The following is a 23,722-nucleotide window of genomic DNA, read 5'->3' on the forward strand; positions in this document are numbered from 1 at the left end:
GCGCGCGGAGGGCAGGGCATCGCCGCGCCCCTGCCCCGCGCGGACAGCTCCACCCAGCCCTGATCACAACTCCCCGCAGTTGACGCACTACCCATCTGACCTGCTCGTTTGCCTAGCCGGGTGGAGAGCGAGGCGGTATGATTCGATCAGGTGTTCGGAGCGTGAGAGGAGGTCGGTAAGTGGGTCTGGACTCCGGCACACCGCCGCGCACGACGCCCTCGGGGTGGGTGCCCGAGGCGTTGCCGCCCGGTGCGCTCGGGGCCGACCGAGCACCGGCCAGCTCCTCGGTGGCGGCAGCCCGGCGACTGCCCGAACCCCCACCGGACGACGTCGCCGCGGTGATCGACGCACTGCTGACAGCCGTCGATGCCGAGCTGAGCAGCGCGACGTCGGCGCAGCTGCTGGACCGTGCCCGCGGACTGGCCAGGGCGCAGAACCTGATCACCACCGAGCTCGCACGGGTCGTCGCCCACGCCGAGACCCACGAAGCCGCCTCCGCAGACGGCCTGACCGGCATGCGGCCCTGGCTGCGCGGACACGTCGGAGCCACCGGCCCGGAGGCCGCGGCGGTGCTGGCCGCAGGTCGGGTGCTGGAGCGGATGCCGGTCCTGGCCGCTGCAGCCGCCGAGGGCGCAGTCAGCCACGGCCAGCTCGGCGTCATCGGGCGGATCCTCACCGCCGACGTCTGGGCCACCGGTGAGGCCGCCGGGATGGACATGACCGCCGCCGACCAGGCCGTCACCGACACGATCACCGGCGACCACCCCCGCACCCTGACCCAGGTGTGCCAGCGGATCGCCGACCTCATCGACCCCGACGGCCCCGCACCCGCCGACCCCACCGCCGGCCGGTTCCTGCGGATCACCCGCCGGGCCGACGGGTCCCGCACCATCCGCGGATCCCTCGACGCCGCCGGCGGGGAGAAGGCCGAAGCCGCCCTCGAGTCGATCGCTGCATCCAGCCGCTGCGACGGTGACCTTCGCACGTCCGAGCAGCGGTCAGCCGACGCCCTCGTGCAGCTCGCCGACCTGCAGCTGGCCGCGGGGAACCTGCCGGTGCTGCGCAAGGTCAAGCCCCAGCTCACCGCCCTCATCCAGCTCGAGGACCTCGCTGACCCCACCGGCGTCGCCGCCGCGACCAAGCTCGGGTCGGGAGCGACCGCCTCATCCCTGGTCGCCCGCCAAGCCGCCTGCGACGCCGACATCGCCCGCATCGTCCTGGGCCCCGACTCCCTCCCCCTGGACGTCGGCCGAGCTCAGCGCCTGGTCCCGGCCCACATCCGCCGAGCCGCGGAAGTCCGCGACGGCGGCTGCGTCTTCACCGGCTGCCACGCCCCCGCCTGGTGGTGCGACGCCCACCACCTCGTCCACTGGATCGACGGCGGCGACACCTCGCTCGACAACACCGCTCTGCTCTGCGAACGCCACCACACCCAGGTCCACCACGGCTTCGCGCTCAGCTGGGACCCGGGCACGGGCCGATGGCGCACCCATCGCCCCGACGGCACCGAGATCCTGACCGGGCCGCTCACCGACACCCGCGGCGACCCGCTCCCCGACCTGCACACCGCCGACCCACCCCTGTTCCCGCCACCGAGCTGGCCCGGGGCAGGCTGAGCCGCATGGAGTTCGCGGAGGTGCTGCGCCGGCGGCGGATGGTGCGCGACTACGACCCCGACCGGCCGGTGCCGGGCGAGGTCCGGGAGCGGCTGCTGGCGCACGCCCTGCGCGCACCGTCGGCCGGGTTCAGCCAGGGCTGGGCGTTCCTGGTGCTCGAGTCCCCCGAGGAGCGCGACGCCTTCTGGACGGCGACCACCGGCGACGGCGCCCCCGACGGCTGGCTCACCCGGATGCGCCGCGCCCCGCTGCTGGTCGTGCCGTTCAGCCACAAGGCCGCCTACCTGGACCGGTACGCCGAGCCCGACAAGGGCTGGACCGACCGCGACGAGGCCCGGTGGCCGGTGCCCTACTGGGACGTCGACACCGGCATGGCATCGCTGATGATGCTGCTCACCGCCGTGGACGAGGGCTTGGGCGCCTGTTTTTTCGGCGTGCCCCCCGGGCGGGTGGCGGGGCTGCGCGCGGCGTTCGGCGCCCCCGGGGCGTACACGCCGATCGGCTGCGTCTCGGTCGGCTCCCCGGGTACCGAGGACCGCCGCTCGCCGTCGCTGCGCCGGGGCCGGCGCGGGGTGGACGAGGTCGTGCACCGCGGCCGCTGGGGCGGCACCGGCGCACACTGAGCCCGTGGTCGCGCCCCGAGGTCTGCAGCGCGCCGGACGACGGTCCAACCTGGCCCTGCTCGGGCTGCTGCTGGTCGCCGGCGGCACCGGGGTGCTGGGCTTCGCCGTCGGCACCCCGACCGCCGGGCGGGTGGTCGCGGTGGCGCACGGCGCGGCCGGGCTCGGCCTGCTGCTGCTCGTGCCGTGGAAGACCGTCGTCGTCCGGCGGGCCCGGAGCAAACCGCCAGCACTGCGCGCGCCCTCGGCGGCCTACTGGCTCACCGGCCTGGTAGCCGTCTGCGTGGTCAGCGGGGTGCTGCACGCCGCCGGGGCCGCCGGCATCTGGGCGACGTCGGGCACCCCGATCGCCGCGCTGCAGGTGCACGTGGGCACCGCCATCGGCGTCGTCGTCGTCCTGGTCGCGCACGTCTGGGGCCGGCACCAGCGACCGCGGCCGGTCGACCTCAGCCGGCGCACGCTCCTGGGTGCCGGCGCGCTGGCCGGCGGGTCCTACGTGCTGTGGACGGCGACCGAGGGCATCTGGCGGCTGACCGGCGTGCCCGGCGCGACCCGCAGCGGCACCGGGTCCTACCAGCGCGGCACCGACGACCCCCCGGCCATGCCCGTCACCCAGTGGGCGTCGGACACCGTCCCGGAGTCCACGGCCACCGAGGTCCGGCTGACCGGAGGCGGCCGCACCGTCGCCGTCCCGGTGGACGACCTGGACCGCGGGGACACCGTGCGGGCCACGCTGGACTGCACCGGCGGCTGGTACGCCGAGCAGGACTGGCGCGGGACCACGCTGCACCGCCTGGTCACCGAGCAGCTCGGCGAGGGCATGCTCGACGACGACGGGCACTGCATCCGGCTCACATCGGTGACCGGCTTCTCCCGCCGGATCCCGGTCCGCGACGCCCGGACGACCCTGCTGGCCACCCACGCCGCCGGGCGACCGCTGTCCTCCGGGCACGGGGCACCGGCCCGGCTGGTCGCACCCGGACGGCGCGGCGTCTGGTGGGTGAAGTGGGTGGACCGGGTCGAGGTGCTGGACTCCCCGTGGTGGCTGCAGCCCCCGTTCCCGCTGCAGTAGGGCTCAGCCCAGCGTCTGCAGCCAGTTGGTGAGCAGCGCGGCACCGGCGTCCCCGGACTTCTCCGGGTGGAACTGGGTGGCGGTCAGCGCGCCGTTCTCCACCGCGGCGACGAACCGGTCGCCGTGCTCGACCCAGGTCACCGCAGGCGGCTTCAGCGGACCGGTGTCCTCGCGGCCCAGCGGGAAGTCGCGCACGCCGTACGAGTGCACGAAGTAGAAGCGCTCGTCCTCGATGCCGGCGAACAGCGTCGAGCCCTCGGCCACCTGCACGGTATTCCAGCCCATGTGCGGCAGCACCGGGGCGCGCAGCTCCTCCACGACGCCGGGCCACTCGGCGCAGCCCGCGGCGTCGTAGCCGTGCTCGATGCCGCGGTCGAAGAGGATCTGCATGCCCACGCAGATGCCCAGCACCGGCCGGCCGCCGGCCAGCCGCTTGCCGATCAGCTTGGGGCCGTCGACGGCCCGCAGGCCGGCCATGCAGGCGGCGAAGGCGCCGACACCGGGGACGACGAGGCCGTCGGCCTCCAGCGCGACGTGCGGGTCGGCGGTCACCGTCACCTCGGCGCCCACCCGGGCCACCGCGCGCTCGACCGAGCGCAGGTTGCCCGATCCGTAGTCCAGGACGACGACGTTCTTCACCCGCCCAACGCTACCCACGCCCCGCCACCGGACGGCGGTCACCGCCAGGGCAGCACCGTGAGCTCGGGCCACTGCGCCTGCCAGCGCGCCGCCTTGGCCTCGTACACGTGCCGCGGTGCCAGGACCGGGTTCGGCCGGACCACCAGGCCGAACAGGTCGTCGAAGCCGTGCGGTGCGTAGACCTCCCCGGTCCGCACCGACACCCCCACGCAGCAGCAGACCGCCGCGAAGTGGTCGACGGCGTCCCGGCAGTCGGTGAAAGGTCGTGGGGCCGGGGAGCCGAAGTGCTCGGCGTACCAGAGGTGCACCCGGGCCTCGTTGCGCACCTCCACCGGTACCGGGGCGTCGGCGAACACCTCCCCGGCCCGTCGGATGACGACGTCCTCGGCCTCCCAGGACAGCAGAAGGACCCTCGTGCCCCCCACCACTCGCAGGCTCGCGGCGGGCCCCTGCACGAGGGCCGAACAGAACCCCGGCGGTCAGCCACGCGTCCGGGAGCTCCAGCTCCCCCGCCCGGTCCAGCACCCCGGACACGGTGGGGTCGGCGAGCACCAGCTCGAGGAAGCGTCGTTCGTCACCCATGCCGACTCTCCCCTCACGTCAGGGTAGGTTCGGCGACGGTGCGGCCCCGCGACCGCGCGGTGCGGCCGGCCTCCCCCTGACCCGAGAACGGTGCCATGACGTCTGCCCTGCTCCCCCGCACGACCCCCGACTGGGTCGCCGCCGTGAAGGACCCCCGCCGGCTGCGGGTCGAGGTGCTCGCCGGTCTCGTCGTCGCCCTGGCACTGATCCCCGAGGCGATCAGCTTCTCGATCATCGCCGGCGTCGACCCGCGGGTCGGCCTGTTCGCCAGCTTCACCATGGCGGTCACCATCGCCGTCGTCGGCGGGCGACCGGCGATGATCTCGGCCGCCACCGGCGCCGTCGCCCTGGTCATCGCGCCGCTGGTGGCCGACCACGGCCTGCCCTACCTGATCGCCGCCGTGCTGCTCGGCGGCGTGCTGCAGATCGCCCTGGGCCTGCTCGGGGTCGCCCGGTTGATGCGCTTCGTGCCGCGCAGCGTGATGGTCGGCTTCGTCAACGCCCTGGCCATCCTGATCTTCGCCGCGCAGGTGCCGCAGCTGGTCGACGTCCCCTGGCTGGTGTACCCGATGGCCGCGGTCGGCCTGCTGATCATCTTCGGCCTGCCCCGGCTGACCACCGCCGTCCCCGCGCCGCTGGTGGCGATCGTGGTGCTGACCGCCACCGCGGTGGCCGCGGGCATCGACGTGCCCACCGTCGGCGACCAGGGCGCCCTGCCCGACAGCCTGCCCGCGCTGCTGCTGCCCGACGTGCCGTACACCCTGGAGACGCTGCAGATCGTCTTCCCCTACGCCCTGGGGCTCGCCGTCGTGGGCCTGCTCGAGTCGCTGATGACCGCGACCCTGGTCGACGACCTCACCGACACCCGGTCGTCGAAGACCCGGGAGTCCGTGGGCCAGGGCGTGGCCAACCTGGTCACCGGCGCCTTCGGCGGCATGGGCGGCTGCGCCATGATCGGCCAGACCATGATCAACGTGCGGTCGGGAGCGCGCACCCGGGTGTCCGCCTTCCTGGCCGGGGTCTTCCTGCTCGTGCTGGTCGTGGTGCTCGGCGACGTGGTGGCCGTCATCCCGATGGCGGCGCTGGTCGCGGTGATGGTCTTCGTCTCGATCGCGACCTTCGACTGGCACTCCCTGCGCACCCTGCGCCGCATGCCGCGCAGCGAGAGCGCGGTGATGCTGGTGACCGTGGCGGTCGTGGTGGCCACCGACAACCTGGCCATCGGCGTCGGGGTCGGCGTCCTCACCGCCTGCGTGCTCTTCGCCCGCCGGGTGGCGCACCTGGTCACCGTGACGCCCGGTCCGGTCGAGGACGGCGTGCGCACCTACACGGTCAGCGGGGCGCTGTTCTTCGCCTCCAGCAACGACCTGGTCGGCCGGTTCGACTACGCCGGCGACCCCGCGCGGGTGGTGGTGGACCTGTCGGCGGCCCAGGTGTGGGACGCCTCCAGCGTCGCGGCGCTGGACGCCGTCGAGCACCGCTACGCCGCCCGCGGCACCACCGTCGAGCTGGTCGGGCTCACCGGCGACGCCGGGCACTGGCACCGCCGGCTGGCCGGCCAGCTGGGCGCGGGGCACTGATGGGCCACGGCATGCTGCAGATCGGCGAGGTGGCCGACCGGATCGGTCTGTCGCTGCGGACCATCCGGTACTACGAGGAGGTCGGCCTCGCCGTCCCCTCGGCGCGCTCGGAGGGCGGCTTCCGGCTCTACACCGAGGACGACGTCGAGCGGCTGCGGGTGATCATGCAGATGAAGCCGCTGGGCTTCTCCCTGGAGGAGATGCGCGAGCTGCTGCAGGTCCTGGACGACGGCGGCCCGGCCGACCGGCTGGCGCACTACCGGCAGGCGGCGGCCGAGCGGGTGGCCGGGCTGCGCGACCGGCTGGCGACCGCGGAGGCGTTCGCCGACCGGCTCAGGACCTGAGCAGGGCCCGGCTCAGAAGCGCAGGACGCCCGAGGCGATGGCCAGGGCGGCGGCCAGCACCAGGACGCCGGTGAACACCAGCTGCCCGGTCGTCCGGCCCTTGACCGGGTCGTCGGCGCGGAAGATCGAGTAGGCGCCGCCGAGCAGGAAGAGCCCGATCGCGATGAGCCCCGAGGCGAAACCCACCGGTTACAGCGCGCCCTTGGTCGAGGGCACGTCGGTGACCCGGGGGTCCAGCGCGACGGCGGTGCGCAGCGCGCGGGCCAGGGCCTTGAACTGGCCCTCGACGATGTGGTGGGCGTCCCGGCCGGCGTAGAGCACCCGGACGTGCAGGGAGATGCGGGCGTTGAACGCGAAGCTCTCCAGCACGTGCTTGGTCAGCGAGGTCGGGTAGTCCGGCCCGATCATCGGGGTCATGCCCTCGGGCTCGGCGTGCACGAAGTACGGCCGGCCGGACAGGTCGACGGCGGCCTGCACCAGCACCTCGTCCATCGGGATGGTCGCGTCGCCGTAGCGGGTGATGCCGCGCTTGTCGCCGAGGGCCTCCGCGAACGCCACGCCCAGGGCGATGGCGACGTCCTCGACGGTGTGGTGGGCGTCGATGTGCAGGTCGCCGTCGGCCTGCACCCGCAGGTCGATGCCGCTGTGCTTGCTCAGCGCGGTGAGCATGTGGTCGTAGAACCCGACCCCGGTGGCGATGGAGCTGGTGCCGGTGCCGTCGAGGTCGACCTCGACGACCAGCTTCGTCTCTTTGGTGGTGCGCTCGACGCGGGCGGTGCGGCTCATGGTGGTCATCCTCCCAGGCCCTCGGCCGACAGCTCAGCCCACCTGGTCGACGGCCTCACCCAGGGCGGTGAGGAAGGCGTCGGTCTCCGCCGGGGTGCCCGCGGTCACCCGCAGCCAGCCGGGCAGCCCGACGTCGCGGACCAGCACGCCCCGGTCCAGCAGGGCCTGCCAGACCGCCGGGGCGTCGGCGAAGCCGCCGAACAGGACGAAGTTGGCGTCGCTGGGCACGCTGGTCAGCCCGAGGCCGGGCATCGCGGCGACGATCCGGTCGCGCTCGTGCGTGACGGCGTCCACGGTGGCCAGCAGGGCCTCGGTGTGCGCCAGCGCGGTGCGGGCGGCGGCCTGCGTGAGGCTGGACAGGTGGTAGGGCAGCCGGACCAGCTGCAGCGCGTCGACCACGGCCGGGTCGGCGGCCAGGTACCCCAGCCGCAGCCCGGCCATCCCGAACGCCTTGCTCATCGTGCGGCTGACCACCAGCCGCGGCCGGCCGGCGAGCAGGGTCAGCGCGGACGGCGTGCCCGGGCGGGCGAACTCGGCGTAGGCCTCGTCGACCACGACCACGCCCTCGGTCGCCTCGTACAGCGCGGTGACCGTGGCCAGGTCGACCGCCGTCCCGGTGGGGTTGTTCGGGCTGGTGACGAAGACGACGTCCGGGCGCAGCTCGCGCACCTGTGCGACCGCGGCCTCGGGGTCGATGGTGAAGTCCGCCCGCCGGTGGCCGTCGACGAAGGTGCCGCCGGTGGCCGCGGTGATCAGCGGGTGCATCGAGTAGGACGGCGTGAAGCCCAGCGCGGTGCGCCCGGCGCCGGCGAACAGCTGGCTGAGCTGCTGCAGGATCTCGTTGGACCCGTTGGCCGCCCACACCTGCGCAGGCGTCACCGCGGTGCCCGACCGGGAGAGGAACGCGGCCAGGTCGGTGCGCAGCGCCACGGCGTCCCGGTCGGGGTACCGGTTGAGGTCCAGCGCCGCCGCGCCGAGCGCCGCGCCGAGGTCGGCGAGCAGCGCGTCGGGCAGCGGGTACGGGTTCTCGTTGGTGTTCAGCCGGTGCGCGGCGGGCACCTGCGGCGCGCCGTACGGCGACCGCCCCTCGAACTCCGGCCGGACGGGCAGCCCGGTCACTTCTGCCGGACGGCGACGGCCGCCGCGTGGGCGGGCAGGTCCTCAGCGTGCGCCAGGACGTCGACGTGCCGGGCGACGTCGGCGAGGGCCTGCTCGTCGTACTCGACCAGGTGGATGCCGCGCAGGAAGGTCTGCACGCTCAGCCCGCTGGAGTGCCGGGCGCAGCCGCCGGTGGGCAGCACGTGGTTGGACCCCGCGGCGTAGTCGCCCAGGGAGACCGGCGCCCAGGGCCCGACGAAGATCGCCCCGGCGTTGCGCACCCGCAGCGCGATCTCGCGCGGGTTGCGGGTCTGGATCTCCAGGTGCTCGGCGGCGTAGGCGTCGACGACCGCGAGGCCGTCGTCCAGGTCGTCGACCAGCACGATGCCGGACTGGCTGCCGGCCAGGGCGGTGTCGATCCGGTCGCTGTGCTTGGTGGCGGCCACCTGGCCGGGCACCAGCTCGAGGACGGCGTCGGCCAGCGGCTCGCTGGTGGTCACCAGGACCGCACCGGCCAGCGGGTCGTGCTCGGCCTGGCTGATCAGGTCCGCGGCGACGTGCACCGGGTCGGCGGTGTCGTCGGCGAGCACGGCGACCTCGGTCGGGCCGGCCTCGCTGTCGATGCCGATCAGGCCGCGCAGCAGCCGCTTGGCCGCGGTGACGTAGACGTTGCCCGGCCCGGTGACCAGGTCGACCGGCTCGCAGGCACCCGCGCCGTAGCCGAAGACGGCGATGGCCTGGGCCCCGCCGACGGCGTAGACCTCGGTGACGCCGAGCAGGGCGCAGGCGGCCAGCACGCCCTTGTCGGGCAGGCCGCCGTTGTCGCGCTGCGGCGGCGTGGCCACCGCGATCGACTCGACCCCGGCGATCTGGGCCGGCACCACGTTCATCACCACGCTGGACAGCAGCGGGGCCAGGCCGCCGGGCACGTACAGGCCCACGCGGCGGACCGGGACCCAGCGCTCGGTGACGGTGCCGCCGGGGACGACCTCGGTGGTGACGTCGGTGCGCCGCTGGTCGGCGTGCACCTTCCGGACCCGGGAGACCGCCTCCTCCAGCGCCTCGCGCAGCAGCGGGTCGCAGGTGGCGAGCGCGTCGTCCAGGGCGGCCTGCGGGACGGCGAAGTCCTCGGCGTCCACGCCGTCGAGCCGGGCGGTGATCTCGCGGACCGCCTGCGCCCCGCGCAGCCGGACGTCCTCCAGCAGCGGGCGGACCACCGCCTGCACGCTCTCGACGTCGGTGCCGGCCCGGGGCAGCAGCCCGGACAGCTCGCGGACCCCGGGCAGCTGGGATCCGCGCAGGTCGATGCGGGTGAGCACGGGTACCTCCGGGTGACGACGACGGACCTGCCCAGGGTAGTTGCGCGACGACGGGCCCCCGGGTGCCCACCCCCGTAGGGTTCGGCGCGTGGGCGAGCTGATCCCGTTGTTCCCGTTGGGGAGCCCCTTGTTCCCCGGCGTCGTGCTGCCCCTGCAGATCTTCGAGCCGCGCTACCGGAGGCTGGTGGCCGACCTCGTCGCCCGGCCCGAGGGCAGCGGGCCGCGGTCCTTCGGCGTGGTCGCCATCCGGCAGGGCTGGGAGGTCGAGCGGGTGGCACCGACCGAGGCGCTGTTCGACGTCGGCTGCACCGCGGTCGTCCGGGCGGTCACCCCGCAGGCCGACGGCGGGTACCGGCTGGTCACCGTGGGCGCCGACCGGTTCCGGCTGCTGGACGTGGTGGTCGCCGACGACCCGCCGTACCTGCAGGCCGAGGTGGAGTGGCTGGGCGAGGAGGAGGCGGCCGAGGAGGCCGCCGGCGACGCCGACGGCCTGACCTCGACCGACGGGTCTCCGACCCGCGCCGAGGCCGACCTGGCCGCGTCGGTCGCCCAGGGGTCGCTGGACCTGCTGGTCGGCAACGTCTCCGAGCTGTTCTCCCGGTACGTGACCGAGGTGGCCGTGCTGCGCAGCGGCGGCCGTCCGATCGAGCTCGACGACGAGGAGGAGGCCGAGCTGCTGGCCGACCTGGGCCTGGACGGCGTCGAGGACGGCGAGACGGCCGGGTCGGCGGCGGCCGCGCTGCTGGACCAGGTCGGGGACGACGCCCGCGCGCTGTCCTACCTGGTGGCCTCCGCCGCGCTGCTCACCACCGAGGACCGGCAGGCCCTGCTCGCCGAGTCCGCCACCCGCCGGCGGCTGGCGGCGGAGTCCCGGCTGCTGCGCCGGGAGCTCACGCTGCTGCGCGAGCTCGGGGCTGTGCCGGTGCCGCTGCAGTCCTTCGCCACCCCGATGACCCCCAACTGAGCCAGAGCCCGGCCGCGGCCGGGCCCGGCCTCAGTTGATGCAGCTGGTGTCGGCGGCGGTGCGCTCGGGGTTGACGTAGGACCCGGGCACGACCGGCTCGGTGGTCGGGGCGGGGGCCGCCACGGCCTCCCCGACGGCCTCGAAGTCGGTGCCCAGGGTCAGCGTGACGGTGCCCTCGACGAGGCTGTCGTCCACGGTCAGCGCGGCGCCGGGCACCTGGGCGGCCAGCACGGCCGCGGCCGCGTCGTCGCCGGTGGCGTGGGCGATGGTCGTCGTCCGGGTGGCCTCGGCGTTGCCGCCGCTGCTGGCCGCGAACCCGGACTCGGCGAGTGCCGCGGCCGCACCGGCGGCGGCACCGGCGACCCCGGAGCCGTTCAGCACCGACACCGTGACGTCGGCCGGGGCGACGGTGGCCGGGGCCTCGGTCACCGGAGCGCCCGGGTCGGCGACCGGCTCGGGGTCGGCGGTCAGGTTGGCGAAGAAGTCGGTGAGCACCGGGGCGTCGGGCAGCCGCAGCACGGAGGTGCCGTCGACCTCGCCGTCGGTCAGGCCGGGGATGGTCTGGAAGGTGATGCTGCCCGGCTGCACGTTCTGCATCTGGGCGGCGAGGGTGAAGATGTCCAGCCCCTGGTCGAGGGTGACGCTGGTGCCCACCTGCTCGACGATCTGCCGCTGCTTGGTCGGGTCCAGCAGCGTGTTGGACGACAGCACGTTGCGCAGCATCCCGGCGATGAACACCTGCTGGCGGGCCACCCGGTCGAAGTCCGAGGACCGCTCCCCCACCCCGTGCCGCTGCCGGACGAAGAGCAGGGCCTGCGCGCCGCTGAGGGTCTGCGGGCCGGCGTCGAAGTGCGCGCCGGTGACCGAGTCGTCGCTCGCGGCGCACAGGTCGACGTCGACCCCGCCGACGATCTGGGTGAGGTTGATGAACCCCAGCAGGTTGATCTCGGCGTAGTGGTCGATCTGCAGGCCGGACAGCGAGCTGATGGTCTGGATCAGCAGCCGCGCCCCGGCGGACCGCTTCTCCTCCTCGGTCGACCGCTCGTCGACGCTGTCGTAGCCCAGGCTGTAGGCCGAGTTGAGCTTGCCCCGACCCTGCCCGGGGATGGCCACGTACATGTCGCGCGGGAAGGACACGAAGGACGCCGCGGACCCGTCGGCCGGGATGTGCACCAGCATCATCGTGTCGGTGTTGTTCAGTCCGTCGGGGTTGCCGGTGGCGTACTCGTCGACCTGGTCGGCGGTCAGCCCCGCACGGGAGTCCACGCCCACGAGGAGCATGTTCATCTCCTGGCCGGCGTGGGTGTTCCCGTTGACGTCGGAGTTGCCGGTCGTCGGGATCGCGTCGGTGCGGTTCACGCTGGCCTCGGCCACGCGGATCAGGTACCAGCCCCACCCGCTGCCGGCGACCAGGACGACGCTGAGCACCCCGGCCATCAATCGTGCGGCGACGGCGAGCCGGCGTGTGCCGGTCCGCCCGGTCGACCCGGCCCCGGGCGACCGGCCCAGCCGGGGGTCCAACCGGGCCGGCAGCGCCGACCGCTCCTCGGGGCTCATCGGGGGACCCGGACGGGCTCGGCCGGCGAGGACGGGGGGACGGACCATGACTGCACGGAACCGAGGGTGACAGCATGGGAGCTGTGGGTGACGGAACGACGCGGGTCGGCGCCGTACCGTTCCGTCACTCGGGGACCGCAGGTCCCAGGCGTCCCTCCGCGGTCGGTCCGGCGGGGTGCGCCGGGTGCGGGTCCTCGCGGCCCAGGTCATCACGGCCCAGGTCATCACGGCCCAGGTCATCGCGGCCGGTGAGCACGGTGGCGACCAGGTAGACCAGCACCGCGGCGAACGGTCCGATGGCCAGCGAGGCCAGCATGTTCAGGTCCAGCGCGGTGGTCACCTCCCGCCCCACGGTGGTCAGGTCCTCCCGGGACGGGCCGCGCCCGAGCAGCGCGCCGAGCTGCCAGGCGGTGAGCGAGGCGGCCAGCATGCCGGCGGCCAGCGACACCAGGGTGACCACCCCGCGCCGGCGGACCAGCGTCCAGCCGACCAGCCCGGCCAGCAGCCCGAGACCGCCCAGCAGGAGCACGTAGACGCCGTCGTCGCCCATGAACAGCTCCGGGTCCACCAGGCCGCCGCCGGTCACCGCGACGTCCCCCGCGGCGGAGGTGACGGTGAACTGCGCCCGGGGGGCCAGCCACAGCCAGAGCAGGCCGGCGCCCAGCCCGAGCACGGCGAGCAGCAGCACGGTCAGCACGCCGCCGCGGACGTCCTCCCGGCTGCCGCGCAGCCCGGGGACGCCCGTTGCGACAGCGGGCGGACGGGGACCCTCCGGCCCGGTCAGGAGGTCAGCGCTGGTCACGGCCGCGATGCAACCACACGGACCTCAGAGGATCGCGACGCTCGTCGGACCCAGCAGCGCCTTGATGTCGCCCATCAAGGCGGTGCTCGGCCGGACGGACAGTCGCTGGTCCAACCGCAGGACCGTCTCCCGCTGCCCGTTGATCAGCTTGAGCTGCACCTCGGTGGTGCCGGGGTGGCTGCCCAGCACCTCGCGCAGCCGCTCCACCACCGGCGGGGTGCACCGGGCGGCCGGCATCGAGACCAGCACCGGACCGCGCGGGCCCTCGGTGAGCTCGGGGATGGTCACCTCGGACCCGAAGATCGAGGGTGTGTCGTCGCGTCGGGAGATGCGGCCCTTGACCACCACGATCTGGTCCCGGGCGACCTTGTCCTGCACCTCGAGCCAGGTCTTGGGGAAGAACAGCACCTCGATGCCGGCCTCGAGGTCCTCGACGGTGGCGATCGCCCAGGGTGCGCCCTGCTTGTTGGTGCGCGGGGAGACCGCGGTGAGGATCCCGGCGACGGTGACGTTGGCGCCGTCCTCGACCCCGCCGGCCAGGATCTCGGCCAGCGAGGTGTCGGCGTGGCTGGTCAGCACGTGCTCCACGCCGTGCAGCGGGTGGTCGGAGACGTAGAGGCCGAGCATGTCGCGCTCGAAGACCAGCCGCTCGGCCTTGGACCAGTCGGCGGTGGGGATCGGGATGTTCAGCGCGGCCGCCAGCGGGTCGTCGGCGCCCAGGTCGTCGCCGCCGCCGAACAGGTCGAACTGGCCCTCGGCCTCGCGCCGCTTGAGCCCCATCGCGGAGTCGACGGCCTGCACGTGGATGGCCGCGATGCCCTGGCGGGAGTGCCCCAGGGAGTCGAACGCCCCCGCCTTGGCCAGGGACTCGATGACCTTCTTGTTGCAGGCCACCGTGTCGATCTTGCGCATGAAGTCGGCGAAGTCGCGGAAGGCGCCCTTCTCCTCGCGGGCCTTGACGATCGAGGCCACCACGTTGTGCCCCACGTTGCGCACCGAGGCCAGGCCGAAGCGGATGTCGGCGCCGACGGCGGTGAAGTCCCAGGAGGACTCGTTGACGTCCGGGGGCAGCACCTTGATGCCCATCCGGCGGCACTCGGCGAGGTAGATCGGCCGGCGGTCCTTGTCGTCGCCGACGCTGGTCAGCAGCCCGGCCATGTACTCGGCCGGGTAGTTGGCCTTGAGGTAGGCCGTCCAGTAGGACACCAGGCCGTAGGCCGCCGAGTGCGCCTTGTTGAAGGCGTAGTCGGCGAAGGGCACCAGGATGTCCCACAGCGTCTTCACCGCGGCCGCGGAGTAGCCGTTGGCCTTCATGCCGGCCTCGAAGCCCACGTACTCGGCGTCCAGCACCGACTTCTTCTTCTTGCCCATCGCGCGGCGCAGCAGGTCTGCGGCACCCAGGGAGTACCCGGCCACCTTCTGCGCGATCGCCATGACCTGCTCCTGGTAGACGATCAGGCCGTAGGTCTGGCCGAGGATCTCCTCCAGGGACTCGGCGAGCTCCGGGTGGATCGGCACGATCTCCTGCTGGCCGTTCTTGCGCAGCGCGTAGTTCGTGTGCGAGTTGGCGCCCATCGGACCGGGCCGGTAGAGCGCGCCGACGGCGGAGATGTCCTCGAAGTTGTCCGGGCGCATCAGCCGCAGCAGCGACCGCATCGGGCCGCCGTCGAACTGGAAGACCCCGAGCGTCTCGCCCTTGGCCAGCAGCTCGTAGGTCTTGGGGTCGGTGAGCTCCTTGCTGAGCTCGTCCAGGTCGATGGCCGGCTTGCCGTTGATCACGATGTTGCGCAGCGCGTCGTCGATGACCGTGAGGTTGCGCAGGCCCAGGAAGTCCATCTTGAGCAGCCCGAGCGTCTCGCAGGTCGGGTAGTCGAACTGCGTGATGATCGCGCCGTCGGCCTCGCGCCGCATGATCGGCACGCTGTCGATCAGCGGGTACCGGCCGATGATGACCCCGGCGGCGTGCACGCCCCACTGCCGCTTCAGGCCCTCGAGCTTGCGGGCCTGGTCGACCACCTCGGCCGCGCCGGGGTCGGACTCGTAGCGGGCCCGGAACTCGGCGGCCTCCTTGTAGCGCGGGTGGCTCGGGTCGAAGACCCCCGTCAGCGGGATGCCCTTGCCCATCACGTCCGGCGGCATGAGCTTGGTGAGCTCGTCGCCGACGGAGAAGGGCCGGTCCAGCACCCGGGCGGCGTCCTTGATCGCGGCCTTGGCCTTGATCGTGCCGTAGGTGACGATCTGGCTGACCCGCTCCTCGCCGTACTTGTCGGAGACGTAGCGGATCACCTCGCCGCGCCGGCGCTCGTCGAAGTCGATGTCGACGTCGGGCATGGAGACGCGCTCGGGGTTCAGGAACCGCTCGAAGATCAGGCCGTGGGCCAGCGGGTCCAGGTCGGTGATGCCCATGGCGTAGGCGGCCAGCGAACCGGCGGCCGACCCACGACCGGGCCCGACGCGGATGCCGTTGTCCTTGGCCCAGTTGATGAAGTCCGCGACCACGAGGAAGTACCCCGGGAAGCCCATCTGGACGATGATCCCGACCTCGTAGTCGGCCTGCTTGCGCACGTGGTCGGGGATGGTGCCGCCGGGCCAGCGCTTGTGCAGCCCGCGCTCGACCTCCTTGATGAACCAGGAGGTCTCGTCCTCGCCCTCGGGCAGCGGGAACCGCGGCATGAGGTCGGCACCCTCGGTGAAGGTGACCTGGCACTGCTCGGCGACCAGCAGGGTGTTGTCGCAGGCCTCGGGCATCTCGCTGAACAGCGAGCGCATCTCGGCGGCGGACTTCAGGTAGTAGCCGTCGCCGTTGAACCGGAAGCGGTTGGGCTCGTTGAGCCGCGAGCCGGTCTGGATGCAGAGCAGGGCGTCGTGGGCGTCGGCGTCCTCGCGGTGGGTGTAGTGCAGGTCGTTGGTGCCCAGCAGCGGGATGCCGAGGTCCTTGGCGATCTCCAGCAGCGCCGGCTTGGTCTGCTTCTCGATCGACAGGCCGTGGTCCATGACCTCGGCGTAGAAGTTCTCCCGGCCGAAGATGTCCTGGAAGTCCGCGGCGGCCTGCCGGGCCCGGTCGACCTTGCCCGCCCGCAGCCACATGTTGACCTCGCCCGACGGGCAGCCCGTGGTGGCGATGAGGCCCTTGCCGTAGCGCTCCAGCAGGTCCCGGTCGAAGCGCGGCTTGCGGTACTGGCCCTCGAGGCTGGCCAGCGACGACAGCCGGAACAGGTTGTGCATGCCCTCGGTGGTGCGGGCCAGCAGCGTCATGTGCGTGTAGGCGGCCTTGCCCTTGGACGACGCGCCCTCGCCGTCCTCGTCGGCGATGGCGCCGAACTCGAACGGGGAGCGGTCGAAGCGCGACCCGGGCGTGTAGTAGCCCTCCATGCCGATGATCGGCTTCACGCCGGCGGCCGTGGACTGCTTGTAGAAGTCGTAGGCGCCGAAGACGTTGCCGTGGTCGGTCATGGCCAGCGCCGGCATGCCCTGGGCCGCGGCGGCCTTGGTCAGCTCGGGCAGCTTCGCCGCGCCGTCGAGCATCGAGTACTCGGTGTGCACGTGCAGGTGCACGAAGTTCTCGCTCGAACCACTGGGCACGGATGCGCTCCTCACAGGTCGGTGGTGCAGGTGCAGGTGGTGCTGACCGGCGGGGAAGGCCGTGTGCGGACCGGTGCGGTGTCTCGGGGGTGGCGCCCGGGGTGTGGCCCCGGGTGCACCCCCGATCCTCGCACTGCTGGCTGTCTACTCCGAGGGTCCGACAGAGTCGCGCTGGTCTCCCTGCGTGTCCCGCCGCGCGCCACGGGCCGGCCGCAGGGGCGGGAGCGCCGAGGAGGGCACCAGCAGGAAGCGCAGGTCGACCGCGGCGTGCAGCAGCACCGGCAGCAGCAGCGACCCGGTCTGCAGGTAGAGCGCGGCGAACACGCCCCCCAGGACGCCGGTGAGCAGCACCCCGGCCAGGCCCTGGTAGGCGTGCGCGGCGCCGAAGGCGACCGCCGCGACGACCACCAGCCAGCCCGACGCCAGGCCCGGGACGACGGCGGCGACCACCGCGAGGAAGAAGCCGCGGTAGAGCCATTCCTCGCAGATCCCGGCAGTGGCGCCCACCACGGCGAACAACCGGCGCTCGCCGGCCGACCGGGGCAGCAGGGCCACCGTGGACTGCACGGCGGGCTCGCTGTGCCGGCCCTCCCCCGGGCGCGGGCCCGGCGGCGGCTGCGCGGCGAGCGCACCCGAGCGCAGCGCCCGGGTCGACACCACCACGAAGCCGACCAGCAGCAGGCAGGCTCCCCCGGTGACCCACCCCGGCCAGGCCTTCGGCCAGCGCAGCCCGAGCTGCCCGCCGTCGACGTCCGGGGCGGCCAGGAAGACCACCAGGACCAGCAGCGACAGGCCCCACTCCAGGATCAGCAGCCGGACGTAGAAGGACCGCCGGGCCCGGGCGTCGGTGCGCATCCGGTCCTCGAACCGGCGGTGCAGCACGTGCCCGACGACCGGCTCGCCGACGACCAGGTACCCCGCCACCACGACCGCGGCCAGGGCGGCCGGGCCGAAGTCGGCGAGGGTGTCGGGCAGGCCGGTCACGTGCGGTGGGGAGCCCTCAGGACTCGTCGCGCAGCCGGCCCAGCGCGCCGGCGAGGTCGGCGGGGTACGTGCTGGCGAACTCGACCCAGCGGCCGTCGGCCGGGTGGGCGAACCCCAGGCGCATCGCGTGCAGCCACTGCCGGGAGACCCCGAGCCGGGCGGCCAGCGTGGGGTCCGCGCCGTAGGCCATGTCGCCGACCAGCGGGTGCCGCATGGCCGAGAAGTGCACCCGGATCTGGTGGGTGCGGCCGGTCTCGAGCTTCACGTCGACCAGGGAGGCCGCGGGGAAGGCCTCCAGGGTGTCGTAGTGGGTGACCGACGGCCGCCCGGTGCTGACCACGGCGAACCGCCAGTCGTGCTTGGGGTGCCGGTCGATCGGGGCGTCGATGGTGCCGCGCGACGGGTCGGGGTGCCCCTGCACGAGCGCGTGGTAGCCCTTGTCGACCGTGCGCTCCTTGAACGCCTGCTTGAGGAGGGTGTAGGCCCGCTCGCTCTTGGCCACCACCATCAGCCCGGTGGTGGCGGCGTCCAGCCGGTGCACGATGCCGCGCCGCTCCTCGGCCCCGCTGGTCGAGATCCGGTACCCGGCGGCGGCCAGGCCGCCGACGACGGTCGGGCCGTCCCAGCCGGGGCTGCCGTGCGCGGCGACGCCGACGGGCTTGTCGACCACGACCACGTCGTCGTCGTCGTGCACGATGCCCATCCCGACCACCTCGCGCGGCGGGGCGGGCTCACCCGGCGGCGGGGGCAGCTCGACCTCCAGCCAGCTGCCGGCGGTGAGCCGGTCGCCCTTCCCGCGGGCGCGGCCGTCGACGAGCACCCGGCCCTGGTCGGCGAGGTCGGCGGCGGCGCCGCGGCTGAGGCCGAACAGCCGGGCGAGGGCCTGGTCGACCCGCTGGCCCTCCAGGCCGTCGGGCACCGGGAGCTCGCGGTGCAGGCTGGCGGTCATCCCGCCATTGTGACCGACGATCAGTCGTCGGCCGGCCGCACCGCGGGGACGTCGTCCTCGCTGGCGTCCTTGCTGTCGTGCTTGCTGTCGTCGGGGCGTCCGCGGGAGCCGTCGAACTCGATCCCGCGGACGGCGAGCACCGCACCGAGGATCCCGCCGCAGACGATCGCGGAGTCGGCGACGTTGAAGATCGGCCACACCCGGCCGTAGGGGTCGAACAGCGACAGGAAGTCCACGACGCCACCGCGGAGGAACCCGGGGTCGCGGAAGACCCGGTCGACCAGGTTGCCCACCGCGCCGCCGAGCACCAGGCCCAGGGCGACCGCCCAGCCGGTGCTGAACAACCGGCGCGCGGCCCGGACGATCACCACCACGACCACCGCCGCGATCAGGCTGAACACCACGGTGGCGCCCTCGGCGAAGGAGAACGCAGCACCGGTGTTGCGGGCCTCGGTGAGGTAGAGCGCGCCGCCGAGCAGCCGCAGCGGCGGCCGGTCGGACAAGGTGGCGACCACGGTCAGCTTGGTGACCAGGTCCAGCGCGAGGATCCCCGTCGCCAGGCCGACCAGCAGCAGCGTGCGCGGCCGGCGGGGGGACGCCGGGGTCGGCTCGGTCGGGCTGGAGGGTTCCGCGGGCACGGCACGACGGTACCCAGGGCGACGCCCACCTCCGGCCGGGTACGGACCGGCCTCCCCCGGGAGGAGCATGGCGAGGGTCACACCGCCCGGGTGAGGTGCCCGGCGCCGGGTGGGACGACCATGGCAGGGACGAGCGGTGATCCCGCTCCCCCTGAACGCATCGCGCGGCACCGACCGCCGCGCGGGACCACCAGGAAGGCTCCTGTGACCAGCGCCGCCAGCTCCACCAGCTCCGCACCGGGCGAGTACGCCCACCCGGTCATCCCCGACACGTCGCGCCCCGACGTGGTCCTGGTGGGCGGCGGTGTCATGAGCGCGACGCTGGCCGCCCTGCTGGGCATCGTGGCGCCGCACTGGTCGATCACGCTGTTCGAGGCCGGCGACAAGGTCGCCGCCGAGAGCTCCGACGGCTGGAACAACGCCGGCACCGGGCACTCGGCGCTGTGCGAGCTGAACTACACCCCGGCGGGCAAGGACGGCACGGTCGACGCGACCAAGGCCAACCAGATCAACGAGCAGTTCCAACTGTCCCGGCAGTTCTGGTCGCACCTGGTGCGCACCGGGCTCACCGACTCGCCCAAGCACTTCATCACCCCCGTGCCGCACATCAGCTTCGTGCACGGCACCGAGGGCCAGGACTACATGCGGGCCCGGCACGCGGCGCTGACGGCGTCCCCGCTGTTCGCCGAGCTCGAGCTGACCACCTCGCAGGACGAGCTGGCCGGCTGGGTGCCGCTGATGATGGAGGGCCGCGACCCGGCCCAGCCGGTCGCCGCCACCCGGTCCACCGCGGGCACCGACGTCGACTTCGGCTCGCTGACCCGGCTGCTGCTGGACCAGGCGACCAGCCGCGGCGTGGCCGTGCACACCGGCACCAGCGTGCAGGACCTGGAGCGGACGACGGACGGCCGCTGGAAGGTGACCGCCCGGCACCACGCCAGCGGCGAGGAGTTCACCGTCAACGCCGGGTTCGTCTTCGTCGGCGCCGGCGGCGGCGCGCTGCCGCTGCTGCAGCGCGCGGACATCCCCGAGATCAAGGGGTTCGGCGGCTTCCCGGTGTCCGGGCTCTTCCTCCGCTCCAAGAACGAGCAGCTGGCCGCCCGGCACCAGGCCAAGGTCTACGGCCAGGCCGCCGTCGGCGCCCCGCCGATGTCGGTGCCGCACCTTGACCTGCGGCTGATCGACGGCCAGCAGTCGCTGCTGTTCGGGCCCTACGCCGGGTTCTCGCCCAAGTTCCTGAAGTCCGGCTCCTGGCTGGACCTGCCCCGGTCGGTACGGCTGGGCAACATCGGCTCGATGCTCGGTGTCGCCCGCACCCAGACCGCGCTGACCCGCTACCTGGTCGGCCAGGTGCTGCAGCGCCCCTCGGACCGGCTCGAGGCGCTGGAGGAGTTCGTGCCCACCGCCGAGGGCGACGACTGGGAGATGATCCACGCCGGCCAGCGCGTGCAGGTCATCAAGCAGGACGCCAAGGGCCGCGGCGTGCTGCAGTTCGGCACCGAGCTGATCGTCGGCGGCGAGGGCACCATCGCCGGCCTGCTGGGCGCCTCCCCCGGCGCGTCCACCGCCGTCGCGGCGATGCTGGACCTGCTGCGCCGGGCGTTCCCCGACCAGCACGCCGACTGGGAGCCCCTGCTGCGCGAGGCCATCCCCTCCTACGGCCGCACCCTCGCCGAGGAGCCGGCGCTGCTGGCCGAGGTCCGCGAGGAGACCACCCGCACGCTGCAGCTCACCGGTCCGGTGGAGCTGGCCGGCGCCCGCTGAGGCGCCGGCCGGCCCGCCGGCCTAGCTGACGACGGGGTTCACCGGGGTGTCGATGACCTCGCCCGGCCGGGCCCCGGGCAGGAACTGCTGCCACTCCCCCGACACCAGCGTCGGCCGGGGCACGACCGCAGCGCCGTCGGCGAAGTAGGTCGTGGCCAGCACCATCCGCGGCGCGGTGGTCCGGTTCGGCCCGGCGGTGTGGAAGCACAGGCTGGAGTGCACCGAGACCTCCCCCAGCTCGAACGGCCCGTCCTCGACCGAGACCTCGGCGTCGGCGAAGGCCTGGGACACCGCGCGGTCGTAGCTGGCGTCGGTGGTGGAGAACGGGACGTCGTCCACCAGCCGGTGCAGGTCGACCCCGCGGGCGAAGGACAGCGGACCCATCTCCCGGGGCGTCTGCTGCAGCGGCATCCACACCGTGGCCACCCGCTGGCTGTCGATCGGGAAGTGGTGGTCGTCGAAGTGCCACGGCGTCCGGCCGCACGCGGGCTCCTTGGCCAGCACGTTGTCGTGGTAGATCCGCACGTCGGCGACGTCGAGCAGGTCGGCGACCAACCGGCCCAGCCGGCGGGCCAGCACGAACTCGGCGATCTCCCCGGACCGGGTCCACATCAGCTCGTCGCTGGTGAACCGGCCCGCCGGGCGGTCCCGGCCGCCGGCGGCCAGGTGCTCGACCAGCAGGCGGCGCAGGCGGCCCACCGCGGCCGGCGGCAGCACGCCGCGCAGCTTGACGAAGCCGTCGCGGGCGAAGGTGGCCCGCTGCTCCGCGGTGACCGGGTAGGTCTCGGCGAGCAGGGCGGCCAGCTCGTCGGCCGGGGGCTCGGGCAGGGCGGCGGGCTCGGCCAGCTCGAGCAGGGGGCCGTCGTCCCCGCCGCCGTCGGCCAGCGTCAGGTACCAGTCCCACCAGGCGTTGTTGTCCCCGGTCCAGGCAGTGTCCAGCCCGTCGCGCTCGGCGTGCGTCTGGCTCACGTTGCCGCTCATGCGTGGCGCACCGTGATCAGCGAGACGGCGTGGTCGAACACCCAGCGGCCGTCCTCGACGCAGGAGGCCAGGTAGCCACCGAGCACCGGGTCGGCCTCCATGGCCTCCAGCGACACCGAGTCGTCGAAGACGCAGCGCTGCAGGAAGCCCTCCGCGGTGGCCCGGTCGTCCAGGGCCACCGAGGTGCGGTAGGTCAGCAGCTCCTCGGACACGGTCACCGGCAAGCCGGCCAGCGCGGCCACCACCTGCTCGGCGGAGGTGTAGGGCACCCGGACGCCGTCGGGGTCGAAGGACCCGCGGAACGCCTCGTCGACGACCAGGTAGTGCGAGGCGGTGGTGGCCTGCGCGACGACCCCGAGCCCGCCCGGGGCGATGGCCTCGACGAACCGGGCCATCCCGGGCCCGACCTCGTCGGGGGCCAGCGCGTACAGCCCGTGCGTGCTCCAGACCAGGTCCCAGCCGCCGGGCCGGACGACGAGGTCCTGCACGGTGCACTCGTGGTCGGCGGCACCGACGAACGGCGGCGCCAGGGTGCCGCGGGCCTCGTCCAGGCTGAACCGCGACGGGTCCAGCAGGTCGGTCTCGACGACCAGCTCGCCGGCCAGCGCCGCGACGGCGGGGGTGGCCAGCAGGGCGGTGGGGAACTTGCCGCTGCCGCAGGCGACGTCCAGCAGGGTCAGGCGGTCCCGGCCGGCGGCCAGGTCGCGGAAGATCCCGGCCCAGTCGCGGGCCGCGGCCAGCTGGCGGTAGTCCTCGGTGGCGAGGGCGTAGAAGGCCTCCATGCCGCGGCGGCCGGCCTCGGACCAGTGCGCGAGGCTCGCCGCGGACGTGGCGGAGGAGGGAGCCGAGGTCGGGGCGGGTGAGGGGGTGGTGGGAGCAGGGTGCACCTGCGCAGCCTGCGCCCCGGCCCCGGCCGGTGTCCACCCGGGGTCGTCAGCAGCATTTCCGCAGATGGTGCCGGATCGGGCTGTGGTTCAGTCGCCCGGTGACCACCATCGCCGCACCGCTGGAGCTGCTGCGCAGCACCCTCGCCGGGCGGCCGGCCCTGCCCGCGCTGTCCGCTCCCGCCTACGCCCGGGCGCACCGCACCTACGAGGCGCACAGCGACCAGCGCGGGCTGCTGGCCACCTGGCTGGCCGACGCGGTGACCGGGGCCCTGCCCGGACCCGGTGCGCGCACCGTGCTCAGCGTCGGTCCCGGCGACGGCAGCGTCGACGCGCCCCTGGCGCAGACCCTGGTCCCCGGCCGCGGTCCGCTGCGCTGGGTGGTCGCCGAGCCCGACGCCGTGGTGGGCGAGCGCTGCCGGGCCCGGCTGGCCGAGGTGGTGGCGCCCGGCGGCAGCGTCGTGCTGCACGCCGGCCCGTTCGCCACGGTCGCCGACGCGGTCGGGCCCGAGCTGGTGGACGTCGTCCTCGCCGTCCACTCGCTGTACTACGTGCCCGACCTCGCCGCCGCCGTCGCCGCGGCCGCCGACCGGCTGGCCCCGGGCGGGTCACTGGTGGTGCTGCTGGCCCCGCTGGAGGCGCTGTGCCTGCTCACCGAGGCCGTCGACCCGGGCAGCCACCGGTGGTGGAGCGACGACCTGCCGGCCGCGCTGGCCGCTGCCGGCCTGCACGGGACGACGGTGCGGCTGGCCGGCCGGCTGGACACCACCGCCTGCTTCGACCCGGCGTCGTCGACCGGCCGCGAGGTGCTGGACTTCCTGGTCGGGGCCGACTGCGGGGACCTGGACGACGCCGCCCGCGGCGTGCTGCTGGACGCCGTGGCCGCGATCGGCACCCGGGACGGCGACCGCTGGACCGTGCCGCACCCGGTGGACGCGGTCGTGGCCACCCGGGTCTGACC

General features: G+C 74.0%; 22 protein-coding genes. 8 read left to right on the top strand and 14 right to left on the bottom strand.

The features are described from left to right. Nucleotides 1-179: 179 nt before the first annotated feature. Genes LFA75_RS01185 through LFA75_RS01195 form a run of 3 tightly spaced genes read left to right on the top strand, consistent with a single transcriptional unit; the run spans nt 180 to nt 3,308 of the window. The gene (locus LFA75_RS01185; RefSeq protein ID WP_225231948.1) at nt 180-1,616 is read left to right on the top strand and encodes an HNH endonuclease signature motif containing protein; all 1,437 of its coding nucleotides are present in this window, start codon (nt 180-182) and stop codon (nt 1,614-1,616) included. 5 nt (nt 1,617-1,621) lie between these two features. Next, entirely contained in the window at nt 1,622-2,239 is a 618-nt protein-coding gene (locus tag LFA75_RS01190) for a nitroreductase family protein (protein WP_225231949.1), read from the top strand. Between the two features lie 4 nt (nt 2,240-2,243). Further along, the gene (locus tag LFA75_RS01195; protein WP_225231950.1) at nt 2,244-3,308 is read left to right on the top strand and encodes a molybdopterin-dependent oxidoreductase; all 1,065 of its coding nucleotides are present in this window, start codon (nt 2,244-2,246) and stop codon (nt 3,306-3,308) included. A gap of 3 nt (nt 3,309-3,311) precedes the next feature. Here the strand turns inward: LFA75_RS01195 and hisH are convergent, their stop codons facing one another. Together hisH and LFA75_RS01205 are read right to left on the bottom strand one after the other, a co-directional pair. Continuing rightward, nucleotides 3,312-3,947 carry an imidazole glycerol phosphate synthase subunit HisH gene (gene hisH, locus LFA75_RS01200; protein ID WP_225231951.1) on the bottom strand — a complete coding sequence of 212 codons (636 nt, stop codon included), beginning with the start codon at nt 3,945-3,947 and terminating at the stop codon, nt 3,312-3,314. A gap of 38 nt (nt 3,948-3,985) precedes the next feature. Beyond that, nucleotides 3,986-4,372, bottom strand: a complete 387-nt coding sequence (locus tag LFA75_RS01205; RefSeq protein WP_225231952.1) for a nucleotidyltransferase family protein — start codon at nt 4,370-4,372, stop codon at nt 3,986-3,988. 252 nt (nt 4,373-4,624) lie between these two features. On the opposite strand from LFA75_RS01205, the gene LFA75_RS01210 reads away from it, so the two are divergent. Together LFA75_RS01210 and LFA75_RS01215 are read left to right on the top strand one after the other, a co-directional pair. Continuing rightward, nucleotides 4,625-6,109, top strand: coding sequence for a SulP family inorganic anion transporter (locus LFA75_RS01210; protein ID WP_225231953.1), 1,485 nt, complete (start codon nt 4,625-4,627; stop codon nt 6,107-6,109). A gap of 11 nt (nt 6,110-6,120) precedes the next feature. Further along, nucleotides 6,121-6,453 carry a MerR family transcriptional regulator gene (locus LFA75_RS01215; RefSeq protein ID WP_225231954.1) on the top strand — a complete coding sequence of 111 codons (333 nt, stop codon included), beginning with the start codon at nt 6,121-6,123 and terminating at the stop codon, nt 6,451-6,453. A 12-nt stretch (nt 6,454-6,465) separates the two neighbouring features. On the opposite strand, the gene LFA75_RS01220 is transcribed toward LFA75_RS01215, so the two are convergent. From LFA75_RS01220 to hisD, 4 genes are read right to left on the bottom strand one after another with little or no spacing between them, the layout of a single operon-like run. Beyond that, a complete protein-coding gene (locus LFA75_RS01220; protein ID WP_225231955.1) occupies nt 6,466-6,639 on the bottom strand; it encodes a hypothetical protein in 174 nt (57 codons plus the stop codon). Nucleotides 6,640-6,642: 3 nt separating this feature from the next. After that, nucleotides 6,643-7,239, bottom strand: a complete 597-nt coding sequence (gene hisB / locus LFA75_RS01225; protein WP_225231956.1) for an imidazoleglycerol-phosphate dehydratase HisB — start codon at nt 7,237-7,239, stop codon at nt 6,643-6,645. Nucleotides 7,240-7,272: 33 nt separating this feature from the next. Further along, nucleotides 7,273-8,358, bottom strand: coding sequence for a histidinol-phosphate transaminase (locus tag LFA75_RS01230; protein WP_225231957.1), 1,086 nt, complete (start codon nt 8,356-8,358; stop codon nt 7,273-7,275). After that, nucleotides 8,355-9,656 (bottom strand): histidinol dehydrogenase, encoded by a 1,302-nt coding sequence (gene hisD / locus LFA75_RS01235; protein ID WP_225231958.1) that lies wholly within the window; start codon nt 9,654-9,656, stop codon nt 8,355-8,357. The genes LFA75_RS01230 and hisD overlap by 4 nt, the downstream gene beginning before the upstream one ends. 88 nt (nt 9,657-9,744) lie before the next feature. Between hisD and LFA75_RS01240 the strand changes: the two genes are divergently transcribed. Beyond that, nucleotides 9,745-10,620, top strand: coding sequence for an LON peptidase substrate-binding domain-containing protein (locus LFA75_RS01240; RefSeq protein ID WP_225231959.1), 876 nt, complete (start codon nt 9,745-9,747; stop codon nt 10,618-10,620). A 30-nt stretch (nt 10,621-10,650) separates the two neighbouring features. Here the strand turns inward: LFA75_RS01240 and LFA75_RS01245 are convergent, their stop codons facing one another. The 6 genes from LFA75_RS01245 to lspA all read right to left on the bottom strand — a co-directional run bounded on the left by LFA75_RS01245 (nt 10,651) and on the right by lspA (nt 19,132). After that, entirely contained in the window at nt 10,651-12,177 is a 1,527-nt protein-coding gene (locus LFA75_RS01245) for an LCP family protein (RefSeq protein WP_225231960.1), read from the bottom strand. Nucleotides 12,178-12,301: 124 nt separating this feature from the next. Further along, complete coding sequence (locus tag LFA75_RS01250) at nt 12,302-12,979, bottom strand: DUF2567 domain-containing protein (protein WP_225231961.1); 678 nt, start codon at nt 12,977-12,979, stop codon at nt 12,302-12,304. Nucleotides 12,980-13,003: 24 nt separating this feature from the next. After that, nucleotides 13,004-16,561, bottom strand: coding sequence for a DNA polymerase III subunit alpha (gene dnaE, locus LFA75_RS01255; RefSeq protein WP_225231962.1), 3,558 nt, complete (start codon nt 16,559-16,561; stop codon nt 13,004-13,006). A 144-nt stretch (nt 16,562-16,705) separates the two neighbouring features. Continuing rightward, nucleotides 16,706-17,545 (bottom strand): CPBP family intramembrane glutamic endopeptidase, encoded by an 840-nt coding sequence (locus LFA75_RS01260; protein WP_225231963.1) that lies wholly within the window; start codon nt 17,543-17,545, stop codon nt 16,706-16,708. 16 nt (nt 17,546-17,561) lie between these two features. Then, the gene (locus tag LFA75_RS01265) at nt 17,562-18,494 is read right to left on the bottom strand and encodes an RluA family pseudouridine synthase (protein ID WP_225231964.1); all 933 of its coding nucleotides are present in this window, start codon (nt 18,492-18,494) and stop codon (nt 17,562-17,564) included. A gap of 20 nt (nt 18,495-18,514) precedes the next feature. Further along, the gene (lspA, locus tag LFA75_RS01270) at nt 18,515-19,132 is read right to left on the bottom strand and encodes a signal peptidase II (RefSeq protein ID WP_225231965.1); all 618 of its coding nucleotides are present in this window, start codon (nt 19,130-19,132) and stop codon (nt 18,515-18,517) included. A 204-nt stretch (nt 19,133-19,336) separates the two neighbouring features. Here lspA and LFA75_RS01275 point away from each other — a divergent pair, with 204 nt between their 5' ends. Then, nucleotides 19,337-20,896: a malate:quinone oxidoreductase gene (locus LFA75_RS01275; protein ID WP_225231966.1), complete on the top strand. Its 1,560-nt coding sequence runs from the start codon at nt 19,337-19,339 to the stop codon at nt 20,894-20,896. 21 nt (nt 20,897-20,917) lie between these two features. Here LFA75_RS01275 and LFA75_RS01280 read toward each other — a convergent pair whose 3' ends face one another. Both LFA75_RS01280 and LFA75_RS01285 read right to left on the bottom strand, forming a co-directional pair. Next, a complete protein-coding gene (locus LFA75_RS01280) occupies nt 20,918-21,877 on the bottom strand; it encodes a phytanoyl-CoA dioxygenase family protein (protein ID WP_225231967.1) in 960 nt (319 codons plus the stop codon). Beyond that, on the bottom strand, nt 21,874-22,764 hold the full coding sequence (locus LFA75_RS01285) for a class I SAM-dependent methyltransferase (RefSeq protein ID WP_225231968.1): 891 nt from the start codon (nt 22,762-22,764) through the stop codon (nt 21,874-21,876). The genes LFA75_RS01280 and LFA75_RS01285 overlap by 4 nt, the downstream gene beginning before the upstream one ends. Nucleotides 22,765-22,862: 98 nt before the next feature. Here LFA75_RS01285 and LFA75_RS01290 point away from each other — a divergent pair, with 98 nt between their 5' ends. Then, complete coding sequence (locus tag LFA75_RS01290; protein ID WP_225231969.1) at nt 22,863-23,720, top strand: methyltransferase domain-containing protein; 858 nt, start codon at nt 22,863-22,865, stop codon at nt 23,718-23,720. Nucleotides 23,721-23,722: the final 2 nt, after the last annotated feature.

The organism is Klenkia terrae (assembly GCF_900491935.1).
GTDB lineage: Bacteria > Actinomycetota > Actinomycetes > Mycobacteriales > Geodermatophilaceae > Klenkia > Klenkia terrae.